This window comes from Patescibacteria group bacterium, from assembly GCA_040390045.1.
GTDB lineage: Bacteria > Patescibacteriota > Minisyncoccia > Phycocordibacterales > SIBU01 > SIBU01.
The window spans coordinates 65,984-87,124 of sequence record JAZJZC010000002.1; the positions used below are offsets into that span (position 1 = coordinate 65,984).

Consider the following 21,141-nt stretch of genomic DNA (forward strand, 5'->3'; position numbering starts at 1 on the left):
TGCTTTTTTGTCCAAAACCCTATAAGCTACCAGCTATTAACTAACAGCTCATAATAAAATGAACCACCCAAAAACCGAAAGAACCTTTGTCATTATCAAGCCCGATGGAGTCCAAAGAACCTTACTCGGCGAGATTATTGAACGATATGAACGCACAGGGCTCAAACTCGTAGCAATGAAATTTGGCATGGGGGATGAAAAAGTTTTTTGGAAACACTATAACAAAGATGATGCCTGGTTTTTGAAAAAGGGAACAAAAATTTACGAAGACAAGAAAAGTTCTGGTCAAACGGTGGATAAAGAGCCGATTGAGTATGGAAAAGCGATCATCGGCCAATTGGTGAAATTTATGACCTCTGGTCCTGTAGTGATGCTTGTCTGGGAAGGTAATCAGGCCGTAGCAGTAGTTAAAAAAATTACTGGTAGTACCGAACCTTCAACCTCTGATGTTGGAACCATCCGCGGTGATCTCACAACTGACTCCTATGGAATTTCAGCGGTTGACGATCGCGCTGTCAGAAACTTAATTCATTGTTCAGATTCAGTAGAAGAAGCTCAGCGTGAAATTGGATTGTGGTTTAAAGAAAGTGAAATTTTGAAATACCGTTTGGTGCAAGAAGGAATTTTGTACGATGTCAATTTGGACGGAATTATGGAATGATCTCGCGTGTATTTATTTAAGATAAAAACCCTAATTCGCTCGGCGAATTAGGGTTTTGGCGTATAGGACGAAAGATCGATTGGCCGCCGATCCGGAATTTTGATATACAACCTAATCCTTTCCCCAAATGTCAGTGACATCAAAGCTTCACGAAGAGGTATGCCAAATTTTTCCCGCACATTACGCTCGTGGAAGCGAAGGAGTTCACGGTATTTGCGCTTCTGGCTAGCGCCGAGGGATTTTGGCGTCATGATTATTGTTGGTGAGCCAACGTCCTTTGCTAGCTGTTGAAGTTCTCTTTTGGCTACAATCTCGCTAAATTTCCACAGGACGGGATAACGATGGCCTTTTTTGGCAGGCATAATATTTTGGAACGTTTTCTACGTGCCACAATAACAAAGCATTTTAAAGTTGCAAGTAATTTAAGGTATAGAATTTCGCGCTCGGATGCAATTCGAGGCGCAAGCGATTTTGTGATTAAGGTGTATTCATATACACCGCAGGAGCAAAATCGTGAAGCAACGACGAAGGGCGCCGAGCGTGAAGTTCTATCAAGCTTGCATTTATTTTAAGAGGAGTATAATAGAAAGTAGGGTTATTTGAGATAGTTACTCTATAACAATTTTTAAGGGAGACCTACATTGTTGCAATCAGATGAGCGCTTCTCATTGAGACGAAAAAATTCGTAGCAACGAGAAGCGTTCTGAAGAATGCAATTGCGGTCACCCACTTAGCCTTGTGCTAGGTGACTATCTCACGATAACCCTAATCGAAAACACCTTCCCGATGTACATCGGGAAGGTGTTTCGCTTTAGCTCGGTTCTTTTAGTATACTTCTTGCATGTCATCATCCGCGTTACTTCGCCTGTCATTTTTTGTTGCGGTCATCGTGGCCGCGCTTCACACGCTCGCGGTGACTTTTTTCTTGTACTGGCACTACTGGTGGTTTGACAACATCCTTCACTTTTTAGGGGGATTGTGTTTGGGATTCGCCTCTCTCGGGATTTTTTTCTTGTATCGCAAAAGCCGCGTTTCTCCAAAGCCCAACACTGTCCTCCTCGTTGCTCTTATTAGCGTGCTCATTGTTGGCGGGGTGTGGGAAATTTTTGAATATTGTAATGGCTTCACAGATAACTCGATTGGCAGTTATCCGCTCGATGTTGTTAAAGATCTCACGTTTGGTGTTATTGGCAGTTATGTTGCATATCGATATTCGTTAAAAAGTCCGGATCATAAATTATAAATTACTATGTCTCAAAAATCTCAACTTAGTTTTTTCGGGGGAGTGGGAAGTGTAACGGGCGCTAATTTTCTCTTAGAAGTCGGGGGTAGCCCCGATGCCGAGGCGGTTCGGGGAGCCGATCAGAAGCATCGGCTAAAAATTTTGGTAGATTGTGGCATGGTCCAAGGATCAAATTTTGCTGATGAGGAAAATCAGAGTTCTTTTCCGTATGAGCCTAGCTCGATTGATTTTTTGTTGGTAACGCATGCTCACATTGATCACATTGGTAGAATTCCCAAACTTGTGCGAGATGGTTTTCGCGGGAAGATTTACAGTACACCCGAAACCCACGCCATTACTGAACTTATGTTCAACGATGCTTTAAAGCTGATTGAGGAGGAATGCAGGAGGAAGGGTACGCTTCCACTTTACGAGCAAAAAGACGTTTCAGCAGCTCTCAGACTTTGGGGGAATATTCCGTACCACCAAAATTTTTCACTTTCGGAAAACGTTAGTGTGTATTTAAAAGATGCCGGGCATATTTTGGGTTCTTCTATGTACGAAATTTCTTTTTTGAATGAAGCTGGAGAAAAAAGAAAAATTGTTTTCACGGGGGACTTGGGTAATACTCCAACTCCCATTTTGCGTGACACCGAAACAATTACTGATGCTGACTATATGGTGATGGAGAGTGTGTACGGAGATCGCAATCACGAAGATCAAACTTCTCGCCGCAGACACCTCAAAGATATTATTACCGAGTCAGTGCAACGAAAGGGAACCCTCATTATTCCAATTTTTTCGCTTGAAAAAACTCAAGTTCTTTTATATGAATTTCACGAACTCGAAGAGGCGCACGAAATCCCGATTGTTCCTGTGTATTTAGATTCTCCGTTGGCGATTGAAGTAACAAAAGTCTACCAATCAATGAAAGAGAATTGGAATGTAGCCGCTATGGCAGAACATGATATTTTTAAATTTCCCAGACTAAAGTACACGCCACACTCTGAAGAATCAAAAGCCATTCTTCACGCCCCAGCTCCGAAAATTATCCTCGCTGGTTCGGGTATGTCCCACGGTGGACGAATTTTGCATCATGAAGTTAATTATTTACCTGGTGCGGAAAACACTATTTTATTTGTTGGCTATCAAGCTGCGGGCAGTCTTGGTCGGATCATTCAAGACGGCGCAAGGGAGGTTCATATTAATGGCCAAAAAATTGCGGTGCGCGCCCACGTTGAAAATATCTCTGGCTACTCTTCGCACAAAGACTCTGACCATTTGATTGAATTTGCCGCGAATACCGCTCAAACCGTGAAAAAAGTTTTTGTGGTAATGGGGGAGCCAAAGTCCGCTAATTTTCTAGTTCAGCGTTTACGTGATTATGCTGGTATCAGTGCCATACATCCGGAGCAAGGGGAAACTGTTGAGTTGGAATAATAAAAATCCCGCCGCGCTTTGCGCGGCGGGATTTTTCGTGATTCATGATTCTAAATTCCTAATTCTACTTTGCGTGTGCCAAAACTTTTTTAAAAGTCTCAGGAGAATGTTCTGCGAGATCAGCCAAAATTTTTCGATCAAGCTCAATATTCTTTTTCTTCAACATCCCAATAAATTTACTGTAGGAAAGTTCACCAAGGGCGGCGTTAATTTTTACATTCCAAAGTTTTCGGAAATCATTTTTCTTATCGCGACGATGAGCGAAGGCGTAGGTTCCAGCGTGGAAGATCGCTTCCTGTGCCATCTTTTCTTTGGTGCCACGTCCAAAGCGGTAACCTTTTACCTGCTTTAACATATTGCGGCGTGTCTTGAGCGCGTTGACTGCTTTTTTTACTCGGGTCATAAAATAAGTTTAAAGTTGAAAGGTTAAAGTTAAAAGATAAAGAAAAGAGGGAACTATTTACTGACACCGTTAAGAAATCGGCTTCTTAGTTGGTTTGTCATCTGAATAGCCATTGAACGATTCTTCTTCATTTGAGAACGCCCCGACTCCTTGGCATTAAAGTGGTTTTGACCCGCTTTTCGAGCCGTTATTTTGCCGTTTTTGCTTACTTTAAGCCGTTTGGCGTATGATTTGTTGGTTTTCATATATTTTCTTAATGAGTCTGCCTGCTGTTAAGCAGGTTAGCGAGTTTAGAAAATAATGACCCTCCCACCATTTTCAGAAACTGCCCTATAGTGTTAATTTAGCCAGTGAAGAACACTTTACCAGAACGTTGGTAGAAAGTAAAGCTGGGTGAAAATAGTGGGAGGGTAAGTAAAATATACTCGCTTTGCTCGTTATTTTACTTAGGCTTTCTCAATCATGAGAGAGACACCCTTTGGTCCTTTTTTAGCGGTGTCAGATATTTTGTATTGTTCAGTCACCAATCGCAAAACACGGTTGATCCTTTCCTCAAGGAATTTCATATCCATAAATTTTGAACGGCCCGTAAGGAAAAGATTGATTCTCACGCGGTTGCCATCCTTCAACCACTCAGAAGCTTTTTTGGCTTTAAGTTCCAAATCGTGATCTCCAGTACCAACCTTGATCTGAACACTCTTCACTTCAGTAATTTGCACCTTGGCTTTCGAAGCCTTTTGTTTTTTGCTCTCTGTGTACTGGTATCTGCCATAGTCCATGATTTTGGCAATCGGTGGCACGGCGTTTGGAGAAATTTCAATAAGATCAAGCCCTTGGGATTGAGCTTGAGTTATGGCATTTTGGAGTGTCATGACACCGAAGTTTTGACCGTCTTCTCCAACTACTCGTACTTCGGCTACCCGAATCTGATGATTTATTCTCATTATTAGTTTTTGTTGCTCAAACGTTGAGTAACGTTGTTAGTATATTTAAGCACAGTGGAGACTCTAATTCAAGTTATATAAAGCCTCATGATATAATTCTCACATGAATTCCTTTTCACTCTATATAGCTTTTGTCGGGGGTTTAGTTTCTTTTGCGTCACCCTGCGTGTTGCCAATCATTCCCGGATTTCTTTCCTATTTAGCTGGAAGCTCTCTTAATGGGGGAGATGTTAAAAAGAAAGATATTTTTTTAAACTCATTATTTTTTGTCGTGGGATTTTCTGTTGTGTTCGCGCTTCTTGGGGTCTTACTTAACACCGCTCTTGTTTCTGTGGCCTACGACGTTCAAATTTGGTTGTCTCGAGCCGGCGGCCTTTTGGTAATTCTTTTTGGTCTGTATCTCACTGGTCTTTTAAAAATTTCCTTCCTTGATCAGCCTCACACATTTAAAGTTAAAACCGGCATTCATTCAAAATATGTCACCTCATTTCTTTTTGGTTTGGCTTTTGCTGCTGGTTGGACGCCCTGCGTTGGCGCGGCGCTCGGAGCGATTTTAGGTTTGGCGGCAAGCCAGCCTGGTTCAGCCTTTGTGTTGCTTTTGGCATACGCCCTAGGTTTAGGGTTGCCATTTTTAGTAATCGGATTTTTTACCAGCCAAGCTTCCACGCTCATTGAGAAATACGCAACAACACTCAAGTACGTCAATATTTTCTTCGGAGCGCTACTTGTAATTCTCGGTATTTTAATTTTTACCGGAAATTTAAGTCGGATTGCCAGCTTTGAATTATTAAATCAGTTTTTGCTTAAGTAAAAAACCCGGAAATGGGAACCAAAAATACAACTTTGCTCGTGATCGTAATCTGTAGTATTGTCGGGGCGATTTTGTATTTGCAAAATCAATTACCCGCGCGCATTTCTGGAAATTCTGTCGCCATTGTTCCTTTTGGAGTTTCTGTTGCCACGAGCACGAGCGATGTTTCAAAAACCTTGCCTGATTTGTCTACAGTCGCATCGCTTCGTCAGGCTGAAAAATCTAAAAAATATCCTCTCGCAAAAGAAATTGTAAGTCCTACCGGATTTATCAACACCGATCTTGATGCTACCGGTAAACCCTTGGCGCTCACTATTCAAAGTTTAATCGGTAAAAAAGTAATTTTACTCGATATCTGGACATACAGCTGTATCAATTGTCAGAGAACGTTGCCGTATCTCAAAAGTTGGTATGACAAATATAAAGATCAAGGTTTGGAAATTATCGGACTCCATGTGCCGGAGTTTGAATTTGAAAAAGATTACGCCAACGTTTCCGCGGCCGTGAAAAAATTTGGCATTACCTATCCTGTGGTACTCGACAGTAACGCTAGTACAGCGCGCGCCTATGGCATGCAGTATTGGCCGGAAGAATATTTGATCGACATTGACGGATTCATTGTTCACAAGTCGATAGGGGAAGGGGGGTATGAAGAAAAAGAAAATAAAATTGTAGAATTGCTCAATGAGCGAATGAAGGTGTTTGGTCTCTCAGGTCAGGTGAAAACCTCGGTTACCAAAATCGATGAATTAGTTTCACCACGTCCAGAAAGTCCAGAAACCTATTTTGGTTCTGATCGTAATCAATACTTGAGCAATGGAGTTGCGGGAAAAAGTGGTGTGCAAAGTTTTTCTTTACCAAAAACAGCTACTATAAACGCTCTGTATCTTGGAGGCGATTGGGACGTACAACCTGAATTTGCAGAAAATAAAAAGGCTGGAGCTACTATTGAGTTTCGATATAAAGCTCAGGAAGTATATTTTGTGGCGAGTTCACTACAAGGAGCCCAGATTAAAATTTACCAAGATGGAGTTTTGGTGACAGATGCAAGAGGGGAAGATGTTGCAGCTGACAGCACCGCGCAAATAAAAGAGGATCGCTTGTACAAACTAATTAAAAATAAAACGGTAGAAGAGCACACGCTTAAAATTGAAATGGAGTCTTCTGGGCTCGATGCCTATACGTTTACTTTCGGTTGAAATGCTTTCTTGACATAAGTTTATCTTAAGATAAACTTTGCACATGAAAGTAATCAAGTCTAAAAGCAACATCGTGGGTCTTAAAGAGCTACGAAATAATATTGAAACCTATATTAAAAAGGTTGATAAAGGTGAATCGTTCACCGTGGTTCGTCGTTCCTCGCCAGTGTTTAAAGTTTCTCCAGTAGATGATGAAAATTTGTGGGAAGAAGTTATTGATTTTACGAAATTAAAGAAAGGCGGGGTAGAAATTGGCGAAATGATTTCACGTCTCTAATTCTATGGATAGAATTAACAAGGAGTTACGGAAACTTTCTGAAAAAGAACGAGCGTTCGTCAAAGAAATTTTACAGAAAATTCAAAAGGGAAATACCACTAGTCTCGATATTAAAAAGTTAAAAGGCCGGACGGATATATTTCGAGTTCGAAAAGGTACAGTACGGATTATCTATCAGAAAACAGAGAGCGGTATATTTATTCTTGCTCTCGAACGTCGCAATGAAAGCACTTATAGAGATTTTTAGCATATTTTGCTAGACTTATCCGCATGAGCGGAGCATCTATTACAAAAAACAAAAATTATTGTCCCGATTGTGGCACTGCACCACTCAATCATTTTGCCTCACGAACCACTATTGGTTTGGGATTTTTAATAAAAGTTATTACTACTCCTTTAGGAAAACTTGAGGATATTGTAGTTGATATTGTTTTTCCGAAATTGGAAATGATTATGCCGGCGATTTTCCGAGTGCTTTCGTGGGTGCATTTGGTTCGCATTACTGATGTACTAGAAGACGACAATATCGATCGAACAAAATGTTTGTGGAAGGCAGCCGAAGCTCGGGGAATCAAGATGCGCCAGTTTAGAATTTTAAATCGCCCGAGCATTCTTTTTATTGCTGAATTTAAAGGAGAAAAAGTTTTGTTTGAAGGATTGCCTCGACCAAAAAAAGATTCTCGGGCTGCGCTTGAGTGGATGGATAACAAGGTCACTATGAAAAAGAAATTTCGAGCCGGAGGCATTCCAGTTGCCAATGGCGGAGTAGCGATGACCGAACGCGGCGCTTTGAAACTTTTTCATACACTCAATCATCCGGTAATCACTAAACCAAACCTCGGATCTCGCAGTCGTCATACGACGACGCACATTTCCACAGAAACAGAGCTTCTCAAGGCTTTCCGAAAAGCTCGACAGTTGTCACCCTGGGTTGTCATTGAAGAAGAATTACAAGGTTTTGTCTTTCGCATTACGTTGATCGGCGGCAAACTTGCAGGCGCACTCAGGCGTGAGCCACCATTTGTAATAGGAGACGGTGTTACCCCTGTCCGCGCACTAGTTGAAAAGGAAAATGCTAATCCAAAACGACACAACTGGGTTTTTCATGAAATTGCGTTGGACAAAGAGGCCGAGGAAGAACTGACTCGACAAAATTTATCCTGGACTGCAATTCCAGAGAAAGGACGTTTTGTGACGTTGAATCAAAAAGTAGGAAGAGGTCAGGGTGGATCCAATACTGAGATGCTTCCCAAGGTTCATCCGGAAAATGTAAAAATTTTCGAAAAGCTGGCGCGGGTGCTCGACAACTCCCTTGTAGGAGTGGATTTCATTATGCAAGACATTGAAAAGCCGTGGACAGAACAGAAGCTCGTTGGTGCAATCGAGTGCAATAGTTTGCCGTTTCTCGATTTGCACCATATGCCGCTCTACGGGGAGCCCCTCGACCCTTCGTCGGCTCTCTGGGACGTCGTATTTCCAAACTCTCACAAAATACGTTAGTATCCGCTATATGGACAATCATTATTTTCACACCGAACTTGTTAAAGTCGGGAAGTGGCCACTTCTGCCGCTTGATTGTGATACTTGGTTTTCCCAAGAAGTCTCGGACAATTTCAAAAAAATTTTTGGAATACCAAAAGGTTTTTTGTGGATTAATACACTTGAAGATGGTTATTTGCATGACTATGTACCGCTCTCCTATTTCAGATTGCTGTATTCAACAATTGACGCAATCAAAAAGAAAAATTACAAAGGTCTCGAAAAAAAGATTCGCGTAGTTTATGGTTTAAAAAAGATGGCAAAGAAAAGTTTGCCAAAAGTTAACCCAAGAAATCTTTCAGAAATTTCGAACGAAGGTCTTATTAAGGCATATACAAAGAACCGTTCAATTGTTCATGAGCTAACAGTATTCGACCAGTTTGGTTTTCTCGGAGAGGAATATTGGACGCCACACATGGAAAGTATTCTAATCAAAAAGCTCGGTCTTGCGAAAGATTCTGTTGAATACCATCGAGTTATTTTTGCTTTGACCAAGCCCGAAGAAATTTCCACAACACTTGAAGAGAAACGAGCAGTTTTAGGTGAGGCTTTGAAAATTAAGAAGGGCAAAACTTCTGTTGAGAGTGCATCAGAAAAATTATCACAAAATTTTGGTTGGATGCCGGTTTTTACGTTTGGAACTGCTTGGGATTCAGCATGGTATAAAAAGGAACTTACTGACGTTTTGAAAAAGGAACAGGATGTTCTGGAGCAAGAATTTGCCGAACTTAAAAATTATTCAAAATCACGAAATGCCGAGATTAAAAAAATCGTAAAACAGTACAATCTTTCAAAAGAAGATCTTCAGGTCTTTGTTGATTTTGGTTTAGCGCTCGATGGCAGAAATGAAGCTGAATACATCGTTAGTTTGGCTGGGTTTTATTTGATGCCTGTCTACACTGAGATAGGGGGGCGACTACAAATTCCAGTTAATGATTTAAGAAAATTTTACGAGACCGACGTGGTCAATTGTCTTTTAGGAAAGGCTGTGCCTGTGGAAGTTCTTGTTTCGAAAGGAAATATTGTGGCAGTTGGCACTGATGAAAGTGTTGAACGCCGTATCAATTTTTCTCCCGCTGAGGCACGGGCTCTTTTCGAGCACATGGAAAAAAATGCCAAGAACGCCCAAGGTAACAATGAATTTAAAGGTGTCTGCGCTAGCACAGGAACTGCGGTTGGTATCGCGCGCATCGTTCATTCTCCGAGTGAAAACAACAAAGTACAAGAAGGTGACATTTTAATTACGCATGCCACGACTGTTGACTATCTTCCCGCCATGAAAAAAGCAGCCGCGATTGTTACCGAAGTTGGGGGATTAACCTGTCACGCCGCTGTAGTCTCACGTGAATTTAAAATTCCGTGCGTCGTCGCGCTTAAAAATGCTACGACCAATTTTAAGGATGGAGATATGATTGAGGTACTGGCCGATCGTGGTATGGTTACGGTCGTTAAAAGAGCAAATATATAGTTATGTTAAGTTTAGTATTACTGTGGAACTAGGTCCTGAGATCAGCAGATCGAAGGGCAAGATCGTGGTATGGTTAGGGTAGTTGAAAAAGCAAAAAGATAGTATTTAAAATCTTTAGTGTAAATATGGAACTATGTCCTGAGACCACCAGGTCGAAGGGCAAGATAAGGGGCTTGTACGAAAAGTTATGTAATTCTCAAGATTTTTAAAAAAATAAAAACGGAACAAGTAGTTCCGTTTTGTGAGACAGTGATCAGTTAATCATAGAGAGCCAGGTGAGCAGTCCCGTTGTGGCCGATGAAAAAGCTACCACCTTCTCCGACTTCTCGGCCGAGACAAATTTCTTCGGCTTTCGATCCACCACCAACGAGAGTCGCAAGGTAGAGAGCCACGAAGTTGATGAGTGGCCCGTGCGTGAAGAACAGGGCTTTTGAATTCCTGTCGAGCTCCCTAACAGAGTCGGCGATTTTTTCGGCGGCACTTTTGCCGAGTCGAGAAAGCGCCTTTCGCACGTCGTTGTTGCTCAGGTACTTTCCCAGCTCGTTGCCGTACTCATACCAAGCCCAGCGGATGAGCCGGCCGTCTCGTGTGTCACCCGGGTAGAGCTGGGGGACAATGATGGGTGAGTTACAAAACTCGTTACCTAGCGTCGCAAATAGGAGCGACTGTCGGGCGCGGTAGGCGGGGGAAGAGCCTTGCACGACGATACTCCCTTTGCCCGCATCGCCATGAATCCTGGTTTCCAGATTTTCCCGAAACGCCATCGCTTGCTTTCCGGATGCCTCCAGGTTGAGTGGTCGGTCGAGATCCACCGCGCCAGGCAACGCCTTAAAGTGGCGTGCAACAATTACGTTGCATAAGATATGTGTGCTCATGTTTATTTTGTTTTCGAAGCTAATCAGGACACTAGCATATTTATAGTCTTTCGTCAAGGATTGTAGTTGAGTTACACCTATACCCTTATATGATATTCTTGACCTATCTTATTACAATAAATTTCTATGAATCCTACTATTTTAGAAAAAATAAAAAGTTTGCATTGGATAAATGCTTGGGCGGGGAACTGGCCCCATCTGGATACGTTAGTTTTGCGCGGGGAAGCTTACGAAAAAGAGGCTGTAAAAATTTGCGGTCTATCATTACGACTTATTGAAATAATTTTGACACAAGATGGTATTGTCACTTTCTACCGAGCGGCTGAATGCTACGAGGCTATCGATAAAGATCTTCTAAAAAAATTCGAGGACGACCCTGGTTTTATAAAAAATTCCGCTACAGGATATAGCAAGCGCGTAGCCAGTGATGTCCGCGAACTTCAGAAAATTAAAAAAATAAAAAATCTTGCCAAACTTTCAAATTCGGAATTGGCGGAATTGTTTGAAAAAGCCCGCAGACATTTCGAATACAATGGCATGATCGATATTTATGACTGGTATGTTGAAAAATTGTTTACGCCGGTTCTTGAAAAGATTTTGACAGAACGTCTGACAAAAATGGGGAAGGGTAATCTTGTTTCAGAATATATTTCAACCTTGGTTATTCCACATAAAATATCGGTGATTTTTAAAGAACGACAGCAATTGTTTGCGATTATAAAATATATTCGGGTGCACGAACCTTTACTGGCTTTAATAAAATCTGGCGCTGCATATACGGAAGCTTTGGGTGCAGACACTCAGTTTGCCAAGTTGTTTAAAGCCTATTTCCGAAAGTATCAATGGATGCCAGTTCTCGTGAACAATCCACCGCATACACTCGAAACAGTCTTTAAAGAAATTACTGATTTTGTAATACCTGACGCACCACTTGAAATAAAAACCAAAAGACTTGGCGATAATCATGATGAGGTGGCAATTGAAAAGTCTCACGGGTATTTGAAGGAACTCAGACTTTCTCGCCGCGAGAAGTTGCTTGTCCTAGGGTTACGAGCTATGGCTTTTCTTCGGACCGAGGATTACTGGGTGATGAGCAAGTCTTCGTTTTTGGTTATGCCGCTTTATACTGAAGTTGCGAAAAGGCTAGGACTGACATATTCCGAACTCAAGCAATTTTTCCCAAAAGAAATTTCAAAACAACTACGCGAGGGTACAAAAATTTCTGCCGATGAAGTACAGAGCCGTTTTAAGTTGAGTGCGTACGTAACTCTTGAAAATGACGAGCAGTTTTTTACCGGTTCGAATGCTGGTTTAATCAAGGCTGTTGTGGATGAACAGTTAAAAACTAAAAAGCATTCAAGTCAGACTAGCTGGAAGGGCGTTGTGGGAAATGGTGGAAGCGTGCGAGGTCTTGTGCGAGTGGCGCTTGATCCAAAAGAGGCGTCGCTTATAAAAGATGGTGAGATTTTGGTGGTTACTGCCACGAGTGCTGGCTTCGTGCCGTTTCTGAGAAAAGCCGGAGGCATTATTTCTGAGTTTGGTGGACTAACGTCGCACCAAGTCATTGTTGCGCGAGAGTTTGGAGTTCCTTGTTTGGTTGGAGTTAAGGAAATTACAAAGTATCTTTCGACAGGAGATCGGGTAGAAATAGATGCCGAACGCGGTGAGGTTACTTTAGTAAAAAAAATCTAACCTACAATGTTTAAAATTTTAGTATCAATATGGAACTAGGTCCTGAGACCAGCAGGTCGAAGGGTAGAGAGAGGAAATTAAAAAGGTTGGCTAAGAGAAAATCAGCCAAACAAAAAGCCCCCGGCCGTAAGGCCGGGGGCTTTTTGAAGCGGCGATTACGCGCGCTGTACGTTAACGGCATTCATTCCTTTTGGAGACTCTTCAGTCTCGAAAGAAACGGTGTCGCCTTCGTGAAGTTCGTTGAACTGTACTCCTACCAAAGCATTGCTGTGGAAGAAAAGGTCCTTACTCAAGCCTTCGCCTGAGATAAATCCGAAACCTTTGTCAGTTAACTTCTTGATTGTTCCTGTCATATTATTTTATGAGGTTCTTCGAGTAAAATACAAAAATAAGTATAGTTCGACTTGTTATTGCTACAACACTCTTTTGTCCTAATAGCCTATCATGCATTAGTTTTTTTGTCAACCCGGTAGTGAATTTTGGCCACGGATGCTGTCTCGCGCCTTGGGTATCGCCAAAATCTACTACCGGTTCAAGAAACTGCATCAATTAGTCCTTACTTGGGAAAATTTCCAAATGCAAAAGGAGCAAAAAAAATTTTAGCTTAATGGAGCGTTGAAAAGAGTCAAAAACCTTTAATACTCCATATCGGTTCCAGAATTTTGAAATTTCGTTCGCACGAGATTCTGTCGGAGCGGCAGCAGGGTGGTTTTCCACAAACTCCACAATTTTTCCAAACATAATTTCTTTTTCCCGACCTGACATCGAAACTTCTTGGGCTCTGGTTACTATTTTTTTAAATTCCTCGTTCATGATGTGTGATCAAATATAGTTTTTACTTTTTTTAAACCTCGGTGAATTTTAACAGCCACCGCATTTTCAGATTCTTCGGTGATCTCGGCTATTTCTTTCAAGGATAATTCTTGAACATATTTCATGAAAATAACTTCGCGATATAGTTCGGGGATTTGTTTCAATGTTTCTAGGGCTTTGGCTCCATCAATCTGATTTTCCAGCTGTTCGGTTGTGCTGAACCCTTTATCAAATCCTGTTTCAATCATCGCGTCGAGCGAAACGGCGCGTTTTTTTCGATAGTAGTCGGTGACCAAATTGCCCAAAACTTTGTATATAAAAGCTTTCATGTTCAGGATCTGTTCACCTTTGGCAATGTGGGTCCAGGTTTTCAAAAATGCCTCCTGCAAAAGATCCTTGGCCATTTCCCGGTCATTTATCTTAAAGAAGCAGTATCGGTATAGGGCGTCCGAATACTCTTCGTATACTTTTATAAATTGCTGTTTCCTGTTGTCTGATCCCATGATGAGACGTAGTTACGGGCTTTCTATTACAATTCTAATTATAAATAGTACACCTCTGTCAAAACAGAGGCTAGAGTTGTTATACACAGGTATTTTTAACCAAAATTAAGGTAGAAAACAGCCCCCGGCCTTACGGCCGGGGGCTGTTTTCTTAGTAGTTTGGTATTGTCACCCTAGGTGGAAATTTACTAATGCCGAAGGCTTCAATGGTATTGCCGTGTCTGTCGCCGGCGATGAAAATGATGTCGCCGATAGAGAGGGAGGTCGTAGCCATCGGATCGTCAGGCGGAACAATGATGATGAGGCGAGTTGAGGTTCCCGTATTAATATCATAGACACTTAATTTATTTCCTAAAATGTCAGTCACGACGCATCGACAAATACCGGTCTCATCCGGTAGATGATTTCGCGCTCCCTGAAAATATCCGCCGAAGGGCGAAGGGAGGTGATGGGCTTCAGCCTGATCTAAAAAGTCGTCGTTGAGCGCAGTGCCACGATCAATTAAAAGTCCGAGCGCAATCGTGGCTGAAAAAATGCCAATTAAGAGGTAGACCACTGGAGTTCGGTATCCAAAACGAAATTTCCGTACCATCCATTCCAAAAACAAAATTAAAATAACGTCGAGAAACAACAGTGACCAGGGGAAAATTTCCACAAACAAGAAAAGTCCGCGCCAACCGAATAAGAGAAGGGAATCGTGGCCGTTAATGCGCAGTGTGAAAAATATAAAATTAAAAATGAGTACTGATACTAATAGTATGGCCACTGAGATACCCACGAGAACCGCCACTTTCGCCACAAAATATCCCTTCGGACGCATAGTCAATTCTTCAGTTCTGATTTTATTGAGAATGGTTTCCTTGATGGTATATATTTTTTGTTCGGGGTTATTGTTCATGGTGTATTGGTTCTAAAAGTTTTTTCAATTCGACCTTCGCTCGTTTGATCCGGATGCCGACCGTGCCCGCGGGAACTTGCAAGATGTCGGCGATTTCTTTATAAGGCATTTCTTCTAAATAATAGAGTATCAGAATTTCGCGATATTTTGGAGAAAGTTGGTTGAGTCCGCGGTCTATCATTGTTCGCATCTCTTTTTGTTCACGTTCATCTCCCGCGGGGTCGTCGTAGGCGGTGTGAGAAACGAGAATATCAAAATCAAACAAGGTGAGCGGGTTGAGAGAATTTTTCTTCAGAGCATTTACGAAACAATTGTGAGCGATTCGATAAATCCACGAAGAAAATTTTTGCGACGGGTTGAAACTTTTAATATTTTGGTACACCTTAATAAAAACATCTTGCACGATGTCTTCGACGTCTTCAGTCCGTGCCAGAAATTTATTGCCGTATCGCAAAAGTTTTGGTTCAAAGCGCTCGACGAGTACGCCAAAAATTTCCTTGTCGCCGGCTTTGACAAGTAGGGCTATTTCTTCGTCTGTGTGTAGGTTTTCGCTCATCTTCAATATTTGGAACCTTCGGAATCGGATGCAGCTCGAGGCGCGAACGATTTTGCGACTAAAATGTATTCATATACATTGCAGGAGGAAAATCGTGAAGTAACGACGAGGGGCGGCGATTATGAAGATTCCATTAATAGTACACTTTTGGGGGAAGGTTTGCTCTCACTGCAACAAACCCCCTGAGGAGGGGGTTTGTTGCCATAGTTAGTTTAATTGAATTAGTTAGAAGTTGGTTTTGGGGGCTTTGGGAATTTCGGCAATACGCCGTCTAAGATATTTGTTGCTGTCACTTGGGTGCCAGAAACGCTACCTTGGATTCCCACTGTATCACCAACCTTGATATCAGCGACTGATAATTCGACCACTTTGAAAATTTTGGCGCCACCGGCATTTACCGTGTAGATAGTACCGTCGGGTCTCTTCACGGTGAGCGTATTACCGCTCACTGCAGAAACCGTGCCGCCTAAACCTCTCTTACCTTCGCCTTGATCACCGTGATGTCCAAGGTTTGGCTTGAAGAGACCATCGATCACTTCAGTTGCAACAACCGAAGTGCCTGTGACGGTACCGCGAACGCCTACAGTGTCGCCAACTTTGATGTCAGCGATTGTGGCAGTTGTCGGTTTCTTTCCGTCTGTCATTTTAAAGAACTTTGCGTTGGCGGCATTCACCGAGTATGTGGTTGTGGAATTTTTGCCTGTGACAGCAATGATATTGCCACTAACTGATAGGACGGTGCCCGAAACGCCTGGACCTTTTGTGAGAAGAGAACCTTCAAACTTTGATCCGAAATGTAGGGCTTGCGGAGGAGGGGTGCTAGATGTGCTTTGGGCGTTAGCAACAGCTACCAGACCCGCTCCGCCGCCGAGTGCTACGAGGGAGGCAAGTGCGAAGAGAGATTTTTGTATTGTACTTTTTATTGGCATTGTATTTGCATAGTATTTTTTGATTGGCTAGTAACGTGAGAGGGAAGATTAGATGGCCAACTCTTAATCTCGCTCTCGTAATAGTTAATACAATCGAGGTTTCCCTTTTATTTCACATACCGCTGATTTAATTAAAAACTAGAGTACAAACAAAAACACAATAAGAGCTAGGGCGAGGCGATAGTATCCAAAACCCGTGAGGGAAATTTTTGGCAAATACTTTTTAAGTATGTACAGTGTGGCAAGGGCAGTAACGAAAGAAAGTAAAAAACCAGAAATTAAATTACCAAAAGAATTCAAATGCATGAGCAGGTCGCGAGATTTGAAAGTGTCGTACGCCACTGCCGCGCCGAGGGTCGGAAGAGCTAGGAGAAAGGTATATTCGATAATGGTGGCTTTTCGTATACCTCGTAGAATGCCGGCTACGATCGTGGCACCCGAACGGGAAACCCCGGGAATGATGGCGATTGCTTGAGCGAGACCAATAATCAGCGCGTCCTTTTTGGAAATTTCCGTTGTGCCAAAACCTTCGGGGCCGCAGTGATTTTTCATGTATCCTTTTTCTAGATAGATAAAGATGGCACCGCACAGCGCAAGCATTGCTCCAAGCAATATCATGTTGCCCTCAAGTAGCAGTTTAAATAATTTGTAGAAAATAAAACCGATTACCGCGCTTGGAATAAAACTAATACAGAGATTCGTCAGCAATTTTTTATCCGTTAAAACTTTTCTGGAAAACAAGATAATGCCAGCCAGTAACGCGCCGAGCTGAATGAAAAGTAGAAAAAATTTAATGTAAGGCTCCGCGGTATCTATTTGGAGAATTTTTGAAACAATAATGAGGTGCGCCGTTGAAGAAACCGGAAGAAATTCCGTAAGGCCTTCAAGAACAGAAAGAATCAATAAGCCTGTGTTCATGGTTACATAATAGCGTTGATTTTGTTTTGAGAACAGGATCAGTGGTCGTTTCAAAGGAGAGATCGAGGTTTCGGGGGTGAGGATTGGAGGGTAGGTTTAAATAAAAAACCTCGACTGGAAGATTCGAGGTCTTCTAATCGAGGTAACTCGCGGGATTATTTTCCGACTACAACGCCGAATTTCTTGAAGTCCGCATAGAGCGTTTCCCAGTTCGGCCAAACCACGAAAACGGTTTGTAGAAGAGGATATTTTGTTTTGTCCTCGACAGAAAAACCACACTCAACCCCAAGCATTTTATTGTCGTGGCCGAATGATGGCATAAAAGGACAGCGATTACGGGGTTTTCCCATGTCCTCTATGTCGTCTTGGGTAATGAGGCCTTGTTCGAACGCGGCGCCAAGGGATGTGAATTTGGCCGACTTTTTATACCACTCTGTTTCGTTGGTTGGTTCAAAGAGCTCGAAATCTTTGAATGACACTGCCGGGCTCCCGTAGGTAACCGGTCCAGCGCTCAGATCAGGAGTATGAGGGTCACCAAACATATCAAACAAAGTGACCGTTTTAAGTTCCGGCCTCGTTTCCAAGACCCTGAACGTTTCTTTACCGTCTATCCTCCCGAAGGCCTTGTTTTCTCCTACATACACCATGTTGTAGACTCGACCCTTTACGAGCTTGGAGTAATCTTTTAATTTTTTCACGTGCGAGAACTGTTGTCGAACTGGCAATACGATAGAATATATAAGTATTTTTGTCAAGGCATGATATGGGTGGAAGCTAGATCTTCGGGGGACTCCTCCGTTCTCAACGCTCGAAGACTCACTGCTCTCCGCCACGGGAAAACAAATGTTTTCCCGACCCTTTCTTGGTTCAATTCTCCCCATCTCTACCTAATACCTTTTCAAGGTAGTTTTGGAATTACCAAAACAAAACCACCGCCTTCTCAGGCGGTGGTTTAATGGTGGAGATGGGGAGAATTGAACTCCCGTGCACATGATTGCTCTTTTTGGATCTACATTGTTTAGTCAATTTTTATCCTTGCGGATTTTAAACTCTGAAATTTTAAAATTAACAAAATGTTTCAGTGTCGATTCTCTTTGGTTAAAGCGTGTTACGAGAAGGGAACACACTCGATTCCGAGGTATGAACGCTTATGTGTGCCTATCGGACGTTGGCACAATAATCGTCGCTTAGGCTAATGCGTAAGCGAAAGCAAAGTCTCTACCCGCAAAATACGGAGAAAGTTGTTTTGCTTTTGAAAGTAAGTTTTTTGCACTTAACTTTTCCAGCAGTTTAAGGAATTACTGGAGTTCCACAATGCGCATAAAGATGCTGGTCACATGTCTAGGCCGGTCATCCCCCTAGAAAAATTTTAGAGAAAATTTCTCTAGGCGAAAGGCCGGCCGATTATTGATATTTCAAAGTTCTTTCAATCTCACGTTTTGCCTCGCGTTTCTTGAGATCTTGGCGTTTATCAAATTTTTTCTTACCACTCGCGATGGCAATATCTAGCTTGATTTTCCTGCCAGTATTATACATCGAAATAGGCACGATTGTCAATCCTTTCTTTTTTTCATTTCCAGCGAGCTCGGCAATTTCTTTTTTAGTAAGCAGGAGCTTCCTATTTCGCAAGGGGTCGTAATCCTTCGGCGCGTTGTTCGGCTGAAAAGCAGGGATATTGGCGTTGATGAGGAAGGCTTCGGCGCCACGAATCGAAACATAGGAACCCTCAAGTGAGCCCTGTTTGTTTCTAATAGCTTTCACCTCAAAACCAAGCAGTTCGATGCCTGCGGTAAATTTTTCCAATATTTCGTAGTCAAAGCCTACTTTTTTATTCAAAACCAATGACATGGTACGGTCATCATATCAAAATTCGGATTCTTTACAAAATTATTTCTCGTGGTACTCTGATTCTTTTAAAGAAATCTAAATGAAGGTATAATGCCTTTACATCTCAATTTTAAAAAATATGAAATTACCTAAATTTAATTCCAAAAAAGATCCCAAGAACAATGGCGTGCCAAAGCCCAAAGGTTTTTGGAATAACGCGATTACAACCCTTTTTATTTTTCTGATACTGATGACCGTCTATTCTTTTCTGACTGAAGGTGCTTCAAAGACCCCCGTAATTTCTATTTCGCAGATGGCCAGTGATGTCTCGTCTGGATTAGTTTCAAAAATTACGGTGCGAGGGGATGCGCTTGAAATTGAATATTTGAAAAATGCAGAAATTAAGGAATCAAAAAAAGAGGAGGGGACAGCGCTTACTGACACATTGGTTAACTATGGTGTACCGCTCGCGAAATTAAACACCTTACAGATTGAGGTAAAATCGGAATCAGGAATCGGGTACTGGATACTCAATCTCGCTCCGTTTGTTTTCCCAATTATTTTTATCTTGGTTTTTGTGTGGTATCTGTCTCGCCAAGTCAAAGGCTCTGGCATGCAAGCCTTTACCTTCGGACAATCGAAAGCTCGAATCACATTTCCTTCAGATAAAAAACAACGAGTAACCTTTAAAGATGTCGCGGGAGCTAAAGAAGCTAAAGAGGAGTTGAAAGAAATTGTAGATTTCCTGAAGAGCCCGAAAAAATTTCTCGACATTGGAGCGGTTATTCCGAAGGGTGTACTTCTCATGGGTGCGCCAGGAACTGGAAAAACCTTGCTTGCGAGAGCGGTGGCAGGTGAAGCCGGCGTGGCCTTCTTCTCGATTTCTGGATCAGAATTTGTGGAAATGTTTGTAGGTGTTGGGGCGTCTCGAGTTCGTGATTTGTTTAAATTGGCAAAAACTGCCGCGCCTTCCATTATTTTCGTAGATGAAATTGATGCAGTGGGACGGGTGCGTGGAACAGGTGTTGGAGGAGGGAATGACGAACGAGAGCAAACTCTCAACCAGATTTTGGTGGAGATGGACGGATTTGAACAAAATGAAAAAGTAATTGTCATGGCAGCAACCAACAGGCCTGACGTGCTAGATCCTGCGCTTTTACGACCAGGAAGATTTGATAGGCGTGTGACCATTGATTTGCCCGACCGTTCTGATCGAGAAGAAATTTTGAAAATTCATTCGGCCAAAAAACCTTTTGCAGAGGATGTTAATTTGTCGGTGGTAGCCGAGCGAACCCCAGGATTTTCCGGCGCGGATTTGTATTCTTTGATGAACGAAGGCGCAATTTTGGCAGCGCGAGAAAATCGTACCAAAGTAGCGCAGTTTGATTTGATTCGTTCGATTGAAAAAGTAATGTTGGGTCCTGAACGCAAGAGTCACATTCTTTCTGAACAAGAAAAAGAAATTACGGCCTACCACGAGGCGGGGCACGCGCTCGTGGCATCGGTTTTGCCATTTGCTGATCCGGTTCACAAAATTTCAATTATTTCACGAGGCCGGGCCGCGGGTTACACATTGAAATTGCCACTCGAGGATCGAAAACTTCAGTCACGAAAAGAATTTCTCGATGACATCGCGGTTTCTCTCGGTGGATACGTGGCGGAAAAAATGGTTTTCGGTGATTTGACCACGGGACCATCGAATGATTTGCAAGTTTCCACTGCGCTGGCGCGAGATATGGTTACCAAGTATGGAATGTCGGACAAGATGGGACCAGTGGCGCTCGAAGGCGCGGGCGGACGAGTATTGTTTGGCAGGGGAATGGATGATCGAGAATTTTCAGAGCGAGTTGGGTCAGAAGTTGACGCTGAAGTTTCAAGAATTATGACTGAAGCTCGCGTGAAGGCAGAAGAAATTTTGAACACCAATCGCAAAGCGCTCGATGCTATTTCTAAGCGACTGATTGAAGTGGAAAATATCGAACAAGCCGAATACGAAACGATCATTTTGGCGTTCGGAATTATTCTAAAAAAGAAAAAAGTTATTGTACCTCAGGCGAAGACTATTGTTGGGTAAGTGCTCAAATTTCAGCTGAATATCGCGCTATAGACAAGTTGACCTTTCTGTGTTGACTTTAGTCTTTTTGCGTTGTAACATCCAACACAGGT

25 protein-coding genes and 1 other RNA gene are annotated in these 21,141 nt (G+C 42.4%); 11 read left to right on the top strand and 15 right to left on the bottom strand.

The window, feature by feature from the left end:
* Positions 1 to 58: 58 nt before the first annotated feature.
* The gene (locus tag V4467_02200; GenBank protein MES2087785.1) at positions 59 to 661 is read left to right on the top strand and encodes a nucleoside-diphosphate kinase; all 603 of its coding nucleotides are present in this window, start codon (positions 59 to 61) and stop codon (positions 659 to 661) included.
* 47 nt (positions 662 to 708) lie between these two features.
* On the opposite strand, the gene V4467_02205 is transcribed toward V4467_02200, so the two are convergent.
* Positions 709 to 1,023, bottom strand: a complete 315-nt coding sequence (locus V4467_02205; protein MES2087786.1) for a hypothetical protein — start codon at positions 1,021 to 1,023, stop codon at positions 709 to 711.
* 479 nt (positions 1,024 to 1,502) lie between these two features.
* Between V4467_02205 and V4467_02210 the strand changes: the two genes are divergently transcribed.
* Both V4467_02210 and V4467_02215 read left to right on the top strand, forming a co-directional pair.
* Positions 1,503 to 1,904 carry a hypothetical protein gene (locus tag V4467_02210; protein ID MES2087787.1) on the top strand — a complete coding sequence of 134 codons (402 nt, stop codon included), beginning with the start codon at positions 1,503 to 1,505 and terminating at the stop codon, positions 1,902 to 1,904.
* A gap of 6 nt (positions 1,905 to 1,910) precedes the next feature.
* Positions 1,911 to 3,323: an MBL fold metallo-hydrolase gene (locus V4467_02215; protein MES2087788.1), complete on the top strand. Its 1,413-nt coding sequence runs from the start codon at positions 1,911 to 1,913 to the stop codon at positions 3,321 to 3,323.
* Positions 3,324 to 3,387: 64 nt separating this feature from the next.
* On the opposite strand, the gene rplT is transcribed toward V4467_02215, so the two are convergent.
* The 3 genes from rplT to infC form a co-directional block, all read right to left on the bottom strand.
* Positions 3,388 to 3,726: a 50S ribosomal protein L20 gene (gene rplT / locus V4467_02220; GenBank protein ID MES2087789.1), complete on the bottom strand. Its 339-nt coding sequence runs from the start codon at positions 3,724 to 3,726 to the stop codon at positions 3,388 to 3,390.
* Positions 3,727 to 3,779: 53 nt separating this feature from the next.
* Positions 3,780 to 3,971, bottom strand: a complete 192-nt coding sequence (locus tag V4467_02225) for a 50S ribosomal protein L35 (protein MES2087790.1) — start codon at positions 3,969 to 3,971, stop codon at positions 3,780 to 3,782.
* A 201-nt stretch (positions 3,972 to 4,172) separates the two neighbouring features.
* Complete coding sequence (infC, locus tag V4467_02230) at positions 4,173 to 4,670, bottom strand: translation initiation factor IF-3 (protein MES2087791.1); 498 nt, start codon at positions 4,668 to 4,670, stop codon at positions 4,173 to 4,175.
* 103 nt (positions 4,671 to 4,773) lie between these two features.
* Between infC and V4467_02235 the strand changes: the two genes are divergently transcribed.
* Genes V4467_02235 through V4467_02260 form a run of 6 tightly spaced genes read left to right on the top strand, consistent with a single transcriptional unit; the run spans position 4,774 to position 9,964 of the window.
* Positions 4,774 to 5,481 (top strand): cytochrome c biogenesis protein CcdA, encoded by a 708-nt coding sequence (locus V4467_02235; protein MES2087792.1) that lies wholly within the window; start codon positions 4,774 to 4,776, stop codon positions 5,479 to 5,481.
* Between the two features lie 11 nt (positions 5,482 to 5,492).
* Positions 5,493 to 6,680, top strand: coding sequence for a redoxin family protein (locus tag V4467_02240; protein MES2087793.1), 1,188 nt, complete (start codon positions 5,493 to 5,495; stop codon positions 6,678 to 6,680).
* A gap of 43 nt (positions 6,681 to 6,723) precedes the next feature.
* Positions 6,724 to 6,957, top strand: coding sequence for a type II toxin-antitoxin system prevent-host-death family antitoxin (locus V4467_02245; protein MES2087794.1), 234 nt, complete (start codon positions 6,724 to 6,726; stop codon positions 6,955 to 6,957).
* A 4-nt stretch (positions 6,958 to 6,961) separates the two neighbouring features.
* Positions 6,962 to 7,204: a hypothetical protein gene (locus V4467_02250; GenBank protein MES2087795.1), complete on the top strand. Its 243-nt coding sequence runs from the start codon at positions 6,962 to 6,964 to the stop codon at positions 7,202 to 7,204.
* Between the two features lie 23 nt (positions 7,205 to 7,227).
* Positions 7,228 to 8,457: a hypothetical protein gene (locus tag V4467_02255; GenBank protein ID MES2087796.1), complete on the top strand. Its 1,230-nt coding sequence runs from the start codon at positions 7,228 to 7,230 to the stop codon at positions 8,455 to 8,457.
* A gap of 10 nt (positions 8,458 to 8,467) precedes the next feature.
* A complete protein-coding gene (locus V4467_02260; protein ID MES2087797.1) occupies positions 8,468 to 9,964 on the top strand; it encodes a PEP-utilizing enzyme in 1,497 nt (498 codons plus the stop codon).
* Positions 9,965 to 10,221: 257 nt separating this feature from the next.
* Here V4467_02260 and V4467_02265 read toward each other — a convergent pair whose 3' ends face one another.
* Positions 10,222 to 10,839 (bottom strand): hypothetical protein, encoded by a 618-nt coding sequence (locus V4467_02265; protein MES2087798.1) that lies wholly within the window; start codon positions 10,837 to 10,839, stop codon positions 10,222 to 10,224.
* A gap of 126 nt (positions 10,840 to 10,965) precedes the next feature.
* Here V4467_02265 and V4467_02270 point away from each other — a divergent pair, with 126 nt between their 5' ends.
* On the top strand, positions 10,966 to 12,531 hold the full coding sequence (locus tag V4467_02270; protein MES2087799.1) for a PEP-utilizing enzyme: 1,566 nt from the start codon (positions 10,966 to 10,968) through the stop codon (positions 12,529 to 12,531).
* Between the two features lie 155 nt (positions 12,532 to 12,686).
* On the opposite strand, the gene V4467_02275 is transcribed toward V4467_02270, so the two are convergent.
* The 10 genes from V4467_02275 to smpB form a co-directional block, all read right to left on the bottom strand.
* Positions 12,687 to 12,884, bottom strand: a complete 198-nt coding sequence (locus V4467_02275; protein MES2087800.1) for a cold shock domain-containing protein — start codon at positions 12,882 to 12,884, stop codon at positions 12,687 to 12,689.
* A 196-nt stretch (positions 12,885 to 13,080) separates the two neighbouring features.
* Positions 13,081 to 13,344 (bottom strand): hypothetical protein, encoded by a 264-nt coding sequence (locus tag V4467_02280; protein ID MES2087801.1) that lies wholly within the window; start codon positions 13,342 to 13,344, stop codon positions 13,081 to 13,083.
* Complete coding sequence (locus tag V4467_02285; GenBank protein ID MES2087802.1) at positions 13,341 to 13,847, bottom strand: RNA polymerase sigma factor; 507 nt, start codon at positions 13,845 to 13,847, stop codon at positions 13,341 to 13,343. The genes V4467_02280 and V4467_02285 overlap by 4 nt, the downstream gene beginning before the upstream one ends.
* Before the next feature lie 151 nt (positions 13,848 to 13,998).
* The gene (locus V4467_02290) at positions 13,999 to 14,745 is read right to left on the bottom strand and encodes a hypothetical protein (GenBank protein ID MES2087803.1); all 747 of its coding nucleotides are present in this window, start codon (positions 14,743 to 14,745) and stop codon (positions 13,999 to 14,001) included.
* Positions 14,735 to 15,301, bottom strand: coding sequence for an RNA polymerase sigma factor (locus V4467_02295; protein ID MES2087804.1), 567 nt, complete (start codon positions 15,299 to 15,301; stop codon positions 14,735 to 14,737). The genes V4467_02290 and V4467_02295 overlap by 11 nt, the downstream gene beginning before the upstream one ends.
* 221 nt (positions 15,302 to 15,522) lie before the next feature.
* Positions 15,523 to 16,230: a hypothetical protein gene (locus tag V4467_02300; protein MES2087805.1), complete on the bottom strand. Its 708-nt coding sequence runs from the start codon at positions 16,228 to 16,230 to the stop codon at positions 15,523 to 15,525.
* Positions 16,231 to 16,368: 138 nt separating this feature from the next.
* Positions 16,369 to 17,148: an undecaprenyl-diphosphate phosphatase gene (locus V4467_02305; protein ID MES2087806.1), complete on the bottom strand. Its 780-nt coding sequence runs from the start codon at positions 17,146 to 17,148 to the stop codon at positions 16,369 to 16,371.
* A gap of 155 nt (positions 17,149 to 17,303) precedes the next feature.
* Complete coding sequence (locus tag V4467_02310; GenBank protein ID MES2087807.1) at positions 17,304 to 17,846, bottom strand: hypothetical protein; 543 nt, start codon at positions 17,844 to 17,846, stop codon at positions 17,304 to 17,306.
* Positions 17,847 to 18,104: 258 nt separating this feature from the next.
* Positions 18,105 to 18,506, bottom strand: a transfer-messenger RNA (tmRNA) gene (ssrA, locus tag V4467_02315).
* A 46-nt stretch (positions 18,507 to 18,552) separates the two neighbouring features.
* On the bottom strand, positions 18,553 to 18,996 hold the full coding sequence (gene smpB / locus V4467_02320; protein ID MES2087808.1) for an SsrA-binding protein SmpB: 444 nt from the start codon (positions 18,994 to 18,996) through the stop codon (positions 18,553 to 18,555).
* A gap of 118 nt (positions 18,997 to 19,114) precedes the next feature.
* On the opposite strand from smpB, the gene ftsH reads away from it, so the two are divergent.
* Positions 19,115 to 21,049, top strand: coding sequence for an ATP-dependent zinc metalloprotease FtsH (ftsH, locus tag V4467_02325; protein ID MES2087809.1), 1,935 nt, complete (start codon positions 19,115 to 19,117; stop codon positions 21,047 to 21,049).
* Positions 21,050 to 21,141 lie beyond the last annotated feature (92 nt).

Bases quoted from the DNA above. Each gene is read 5' to 3' on its own strand.
- V4467_02200 (MES2087785.1), top strand. From the start codon at position 59: ATGAACCACCCAAAAACCGAAAGAACCTTTGTCATTATCAAGCCCGAT.
- V4467_02205 (MES2087786.1), bottom strand. From the start codon at position 1,023: ATGCCTGCCAAAAAAGGCCATCGTTATCCCGTCCTGTGGAAATTTAGC.
- V4467_02210 (MES2087787.1), top strand. From the start codon at position 1,503: ATGTCATCATCCGCGTTACTTCGCCTGTCATTTTTTGTTGCGGTCATC.
- V4467_02215 (MES2087788.1), top strand. From the start codon at position 1,911: ATGTCTCAAAAATCTCAACTTAGTTTTTTCGGGGGAGTGGGAAGTGTA.
- rplT (MES2087789.1), bottom strand. From the start codon at position 3,726: ATGACCCGAGTAAAAAAAGCAGTCAACGCGCTCAAGACACGCCGCAAT.
- V4467_02225 (MES2087790.1), bottom strand. From the start codon at position 3,971: ATGAAAACCAACAAATCATACGCCAAACGGCTTAAAGTAAGCAAAAAC.
- infC (MES2087791.1), bottom strand. From the start codon at position 4,670: ATGAGAATAAATCATCAGATTCGGGTAGCCGAAGTACGAGTAGTTGGA.
- V4467_02235 (MES2087792.1), top strand. From the start codon at position 4,774: ATGAATTCCTTTTCACTCTATATAGCTTTTGTCGGGGGTTTAGTTTCT.
- V4467_02240 (MES2087793.1), top strand. From the start codon at position 5,493: ATGGGAACCAAAAATACAACTTTGCTCGTGATCGTAATCTGTAGTATT.
- V4467_02245 (MES2087794.1), top strand. From the start codon at position 6,724: ATGAAAGTAATCAAGTCTAAAAGCAACATCGTGGGTCTTAAAGAGCTA.
- V4467_02250 (MES2087795.1), top strand. From the start codon at position 6,962: ATGGATAGAATTAACAAGGAGTTACGGAAACTTTCTGAAAAAGAACGA.
- V4467_02255 (MES2087796.1), top strand. From the start codon at position 7,228: ATGAGCGGAGCATCTATTACAAAAAACAAAAATTATTGTCCCGATTGT.
- V4467_02260 (MES2087797.1), top strand. From the start codon at position 8,468: ATGGACAATCATTATTTTCACACCGAACTTGTTAAAGTCGGGAAGTGG.
- V4467_02265 (MES2087798.1), bottom strand. From the start codon at position 10,839: ATGAGCACACATATCTTATGCAACGTAATTGTTGCACGCCACTTTAAG.
- V4467_02270 (MES2087799.1), top strand. From the start codon at position 10,966: ATGAATCCTACTATTTTAGAAAAAATAAAAAGTTTGCATTGGATAAAT.
- V4467_02275 (MES2087800.1), bottom strand. From the start codon at position 12,884: ATGACAGGAACAATCAAGAAGTTAACTGACAAAGGTTTCGGATTTATC.
- V4467_02280 (MES2087801.1), bottom strand. From the start codon at position 13,344: ATGAACGAGGAATTTAAAAAAATAGTAACCAGAGCCCAAGAAGTTTCG.
- V4467_02285 (MES2087802.1), bottom strand. From the start codon at position 13,847: ATGGGATCAGACAACAGGAAACAGCAATTTATAAAAGTATACGAAGAG.
- V4467_02290 (MES2087803.1), bottom strand. From the start codon at position 14,745: ATGAACAATAACCCCGAACAAAAAATATATACCATCAAGGAAACCATT.
- V4467_02295 (MES2087804.1), bottom strand. From the start codon at position 15,301: ATGAGCGAAAACCTACACACAGACGAAGAAATAGCCCTACTTGTCAAA.
- V4467_02300 (MES2087805.1), bottom strand. From the start codon at position 16,230: ATGCCAATAAAAAGTACAATACAAAAATCTCTCTTCGCACTTGCCTCC.
- V4467_02305 (MES2087806.1), bottom strand. From the start codon at position 17,148: ATGAACACAGGCTTATTGATTCTTTCTGTTCTTGAAGGCCTTACGGAA.
- smpB (MES2087808.1), bottom strand. From the start codon at position 18,996: ATGTCATTGGTTTTGAATAAAAAAGTAGGCTTTGACTACGAAATATTG.
- ftsH (MES2087809.1), top strand. From the start codon at position 19,115: ATGAAATTACCTAAATTTAATTCCAAAAAAGATCCCAAGAACAATGGC.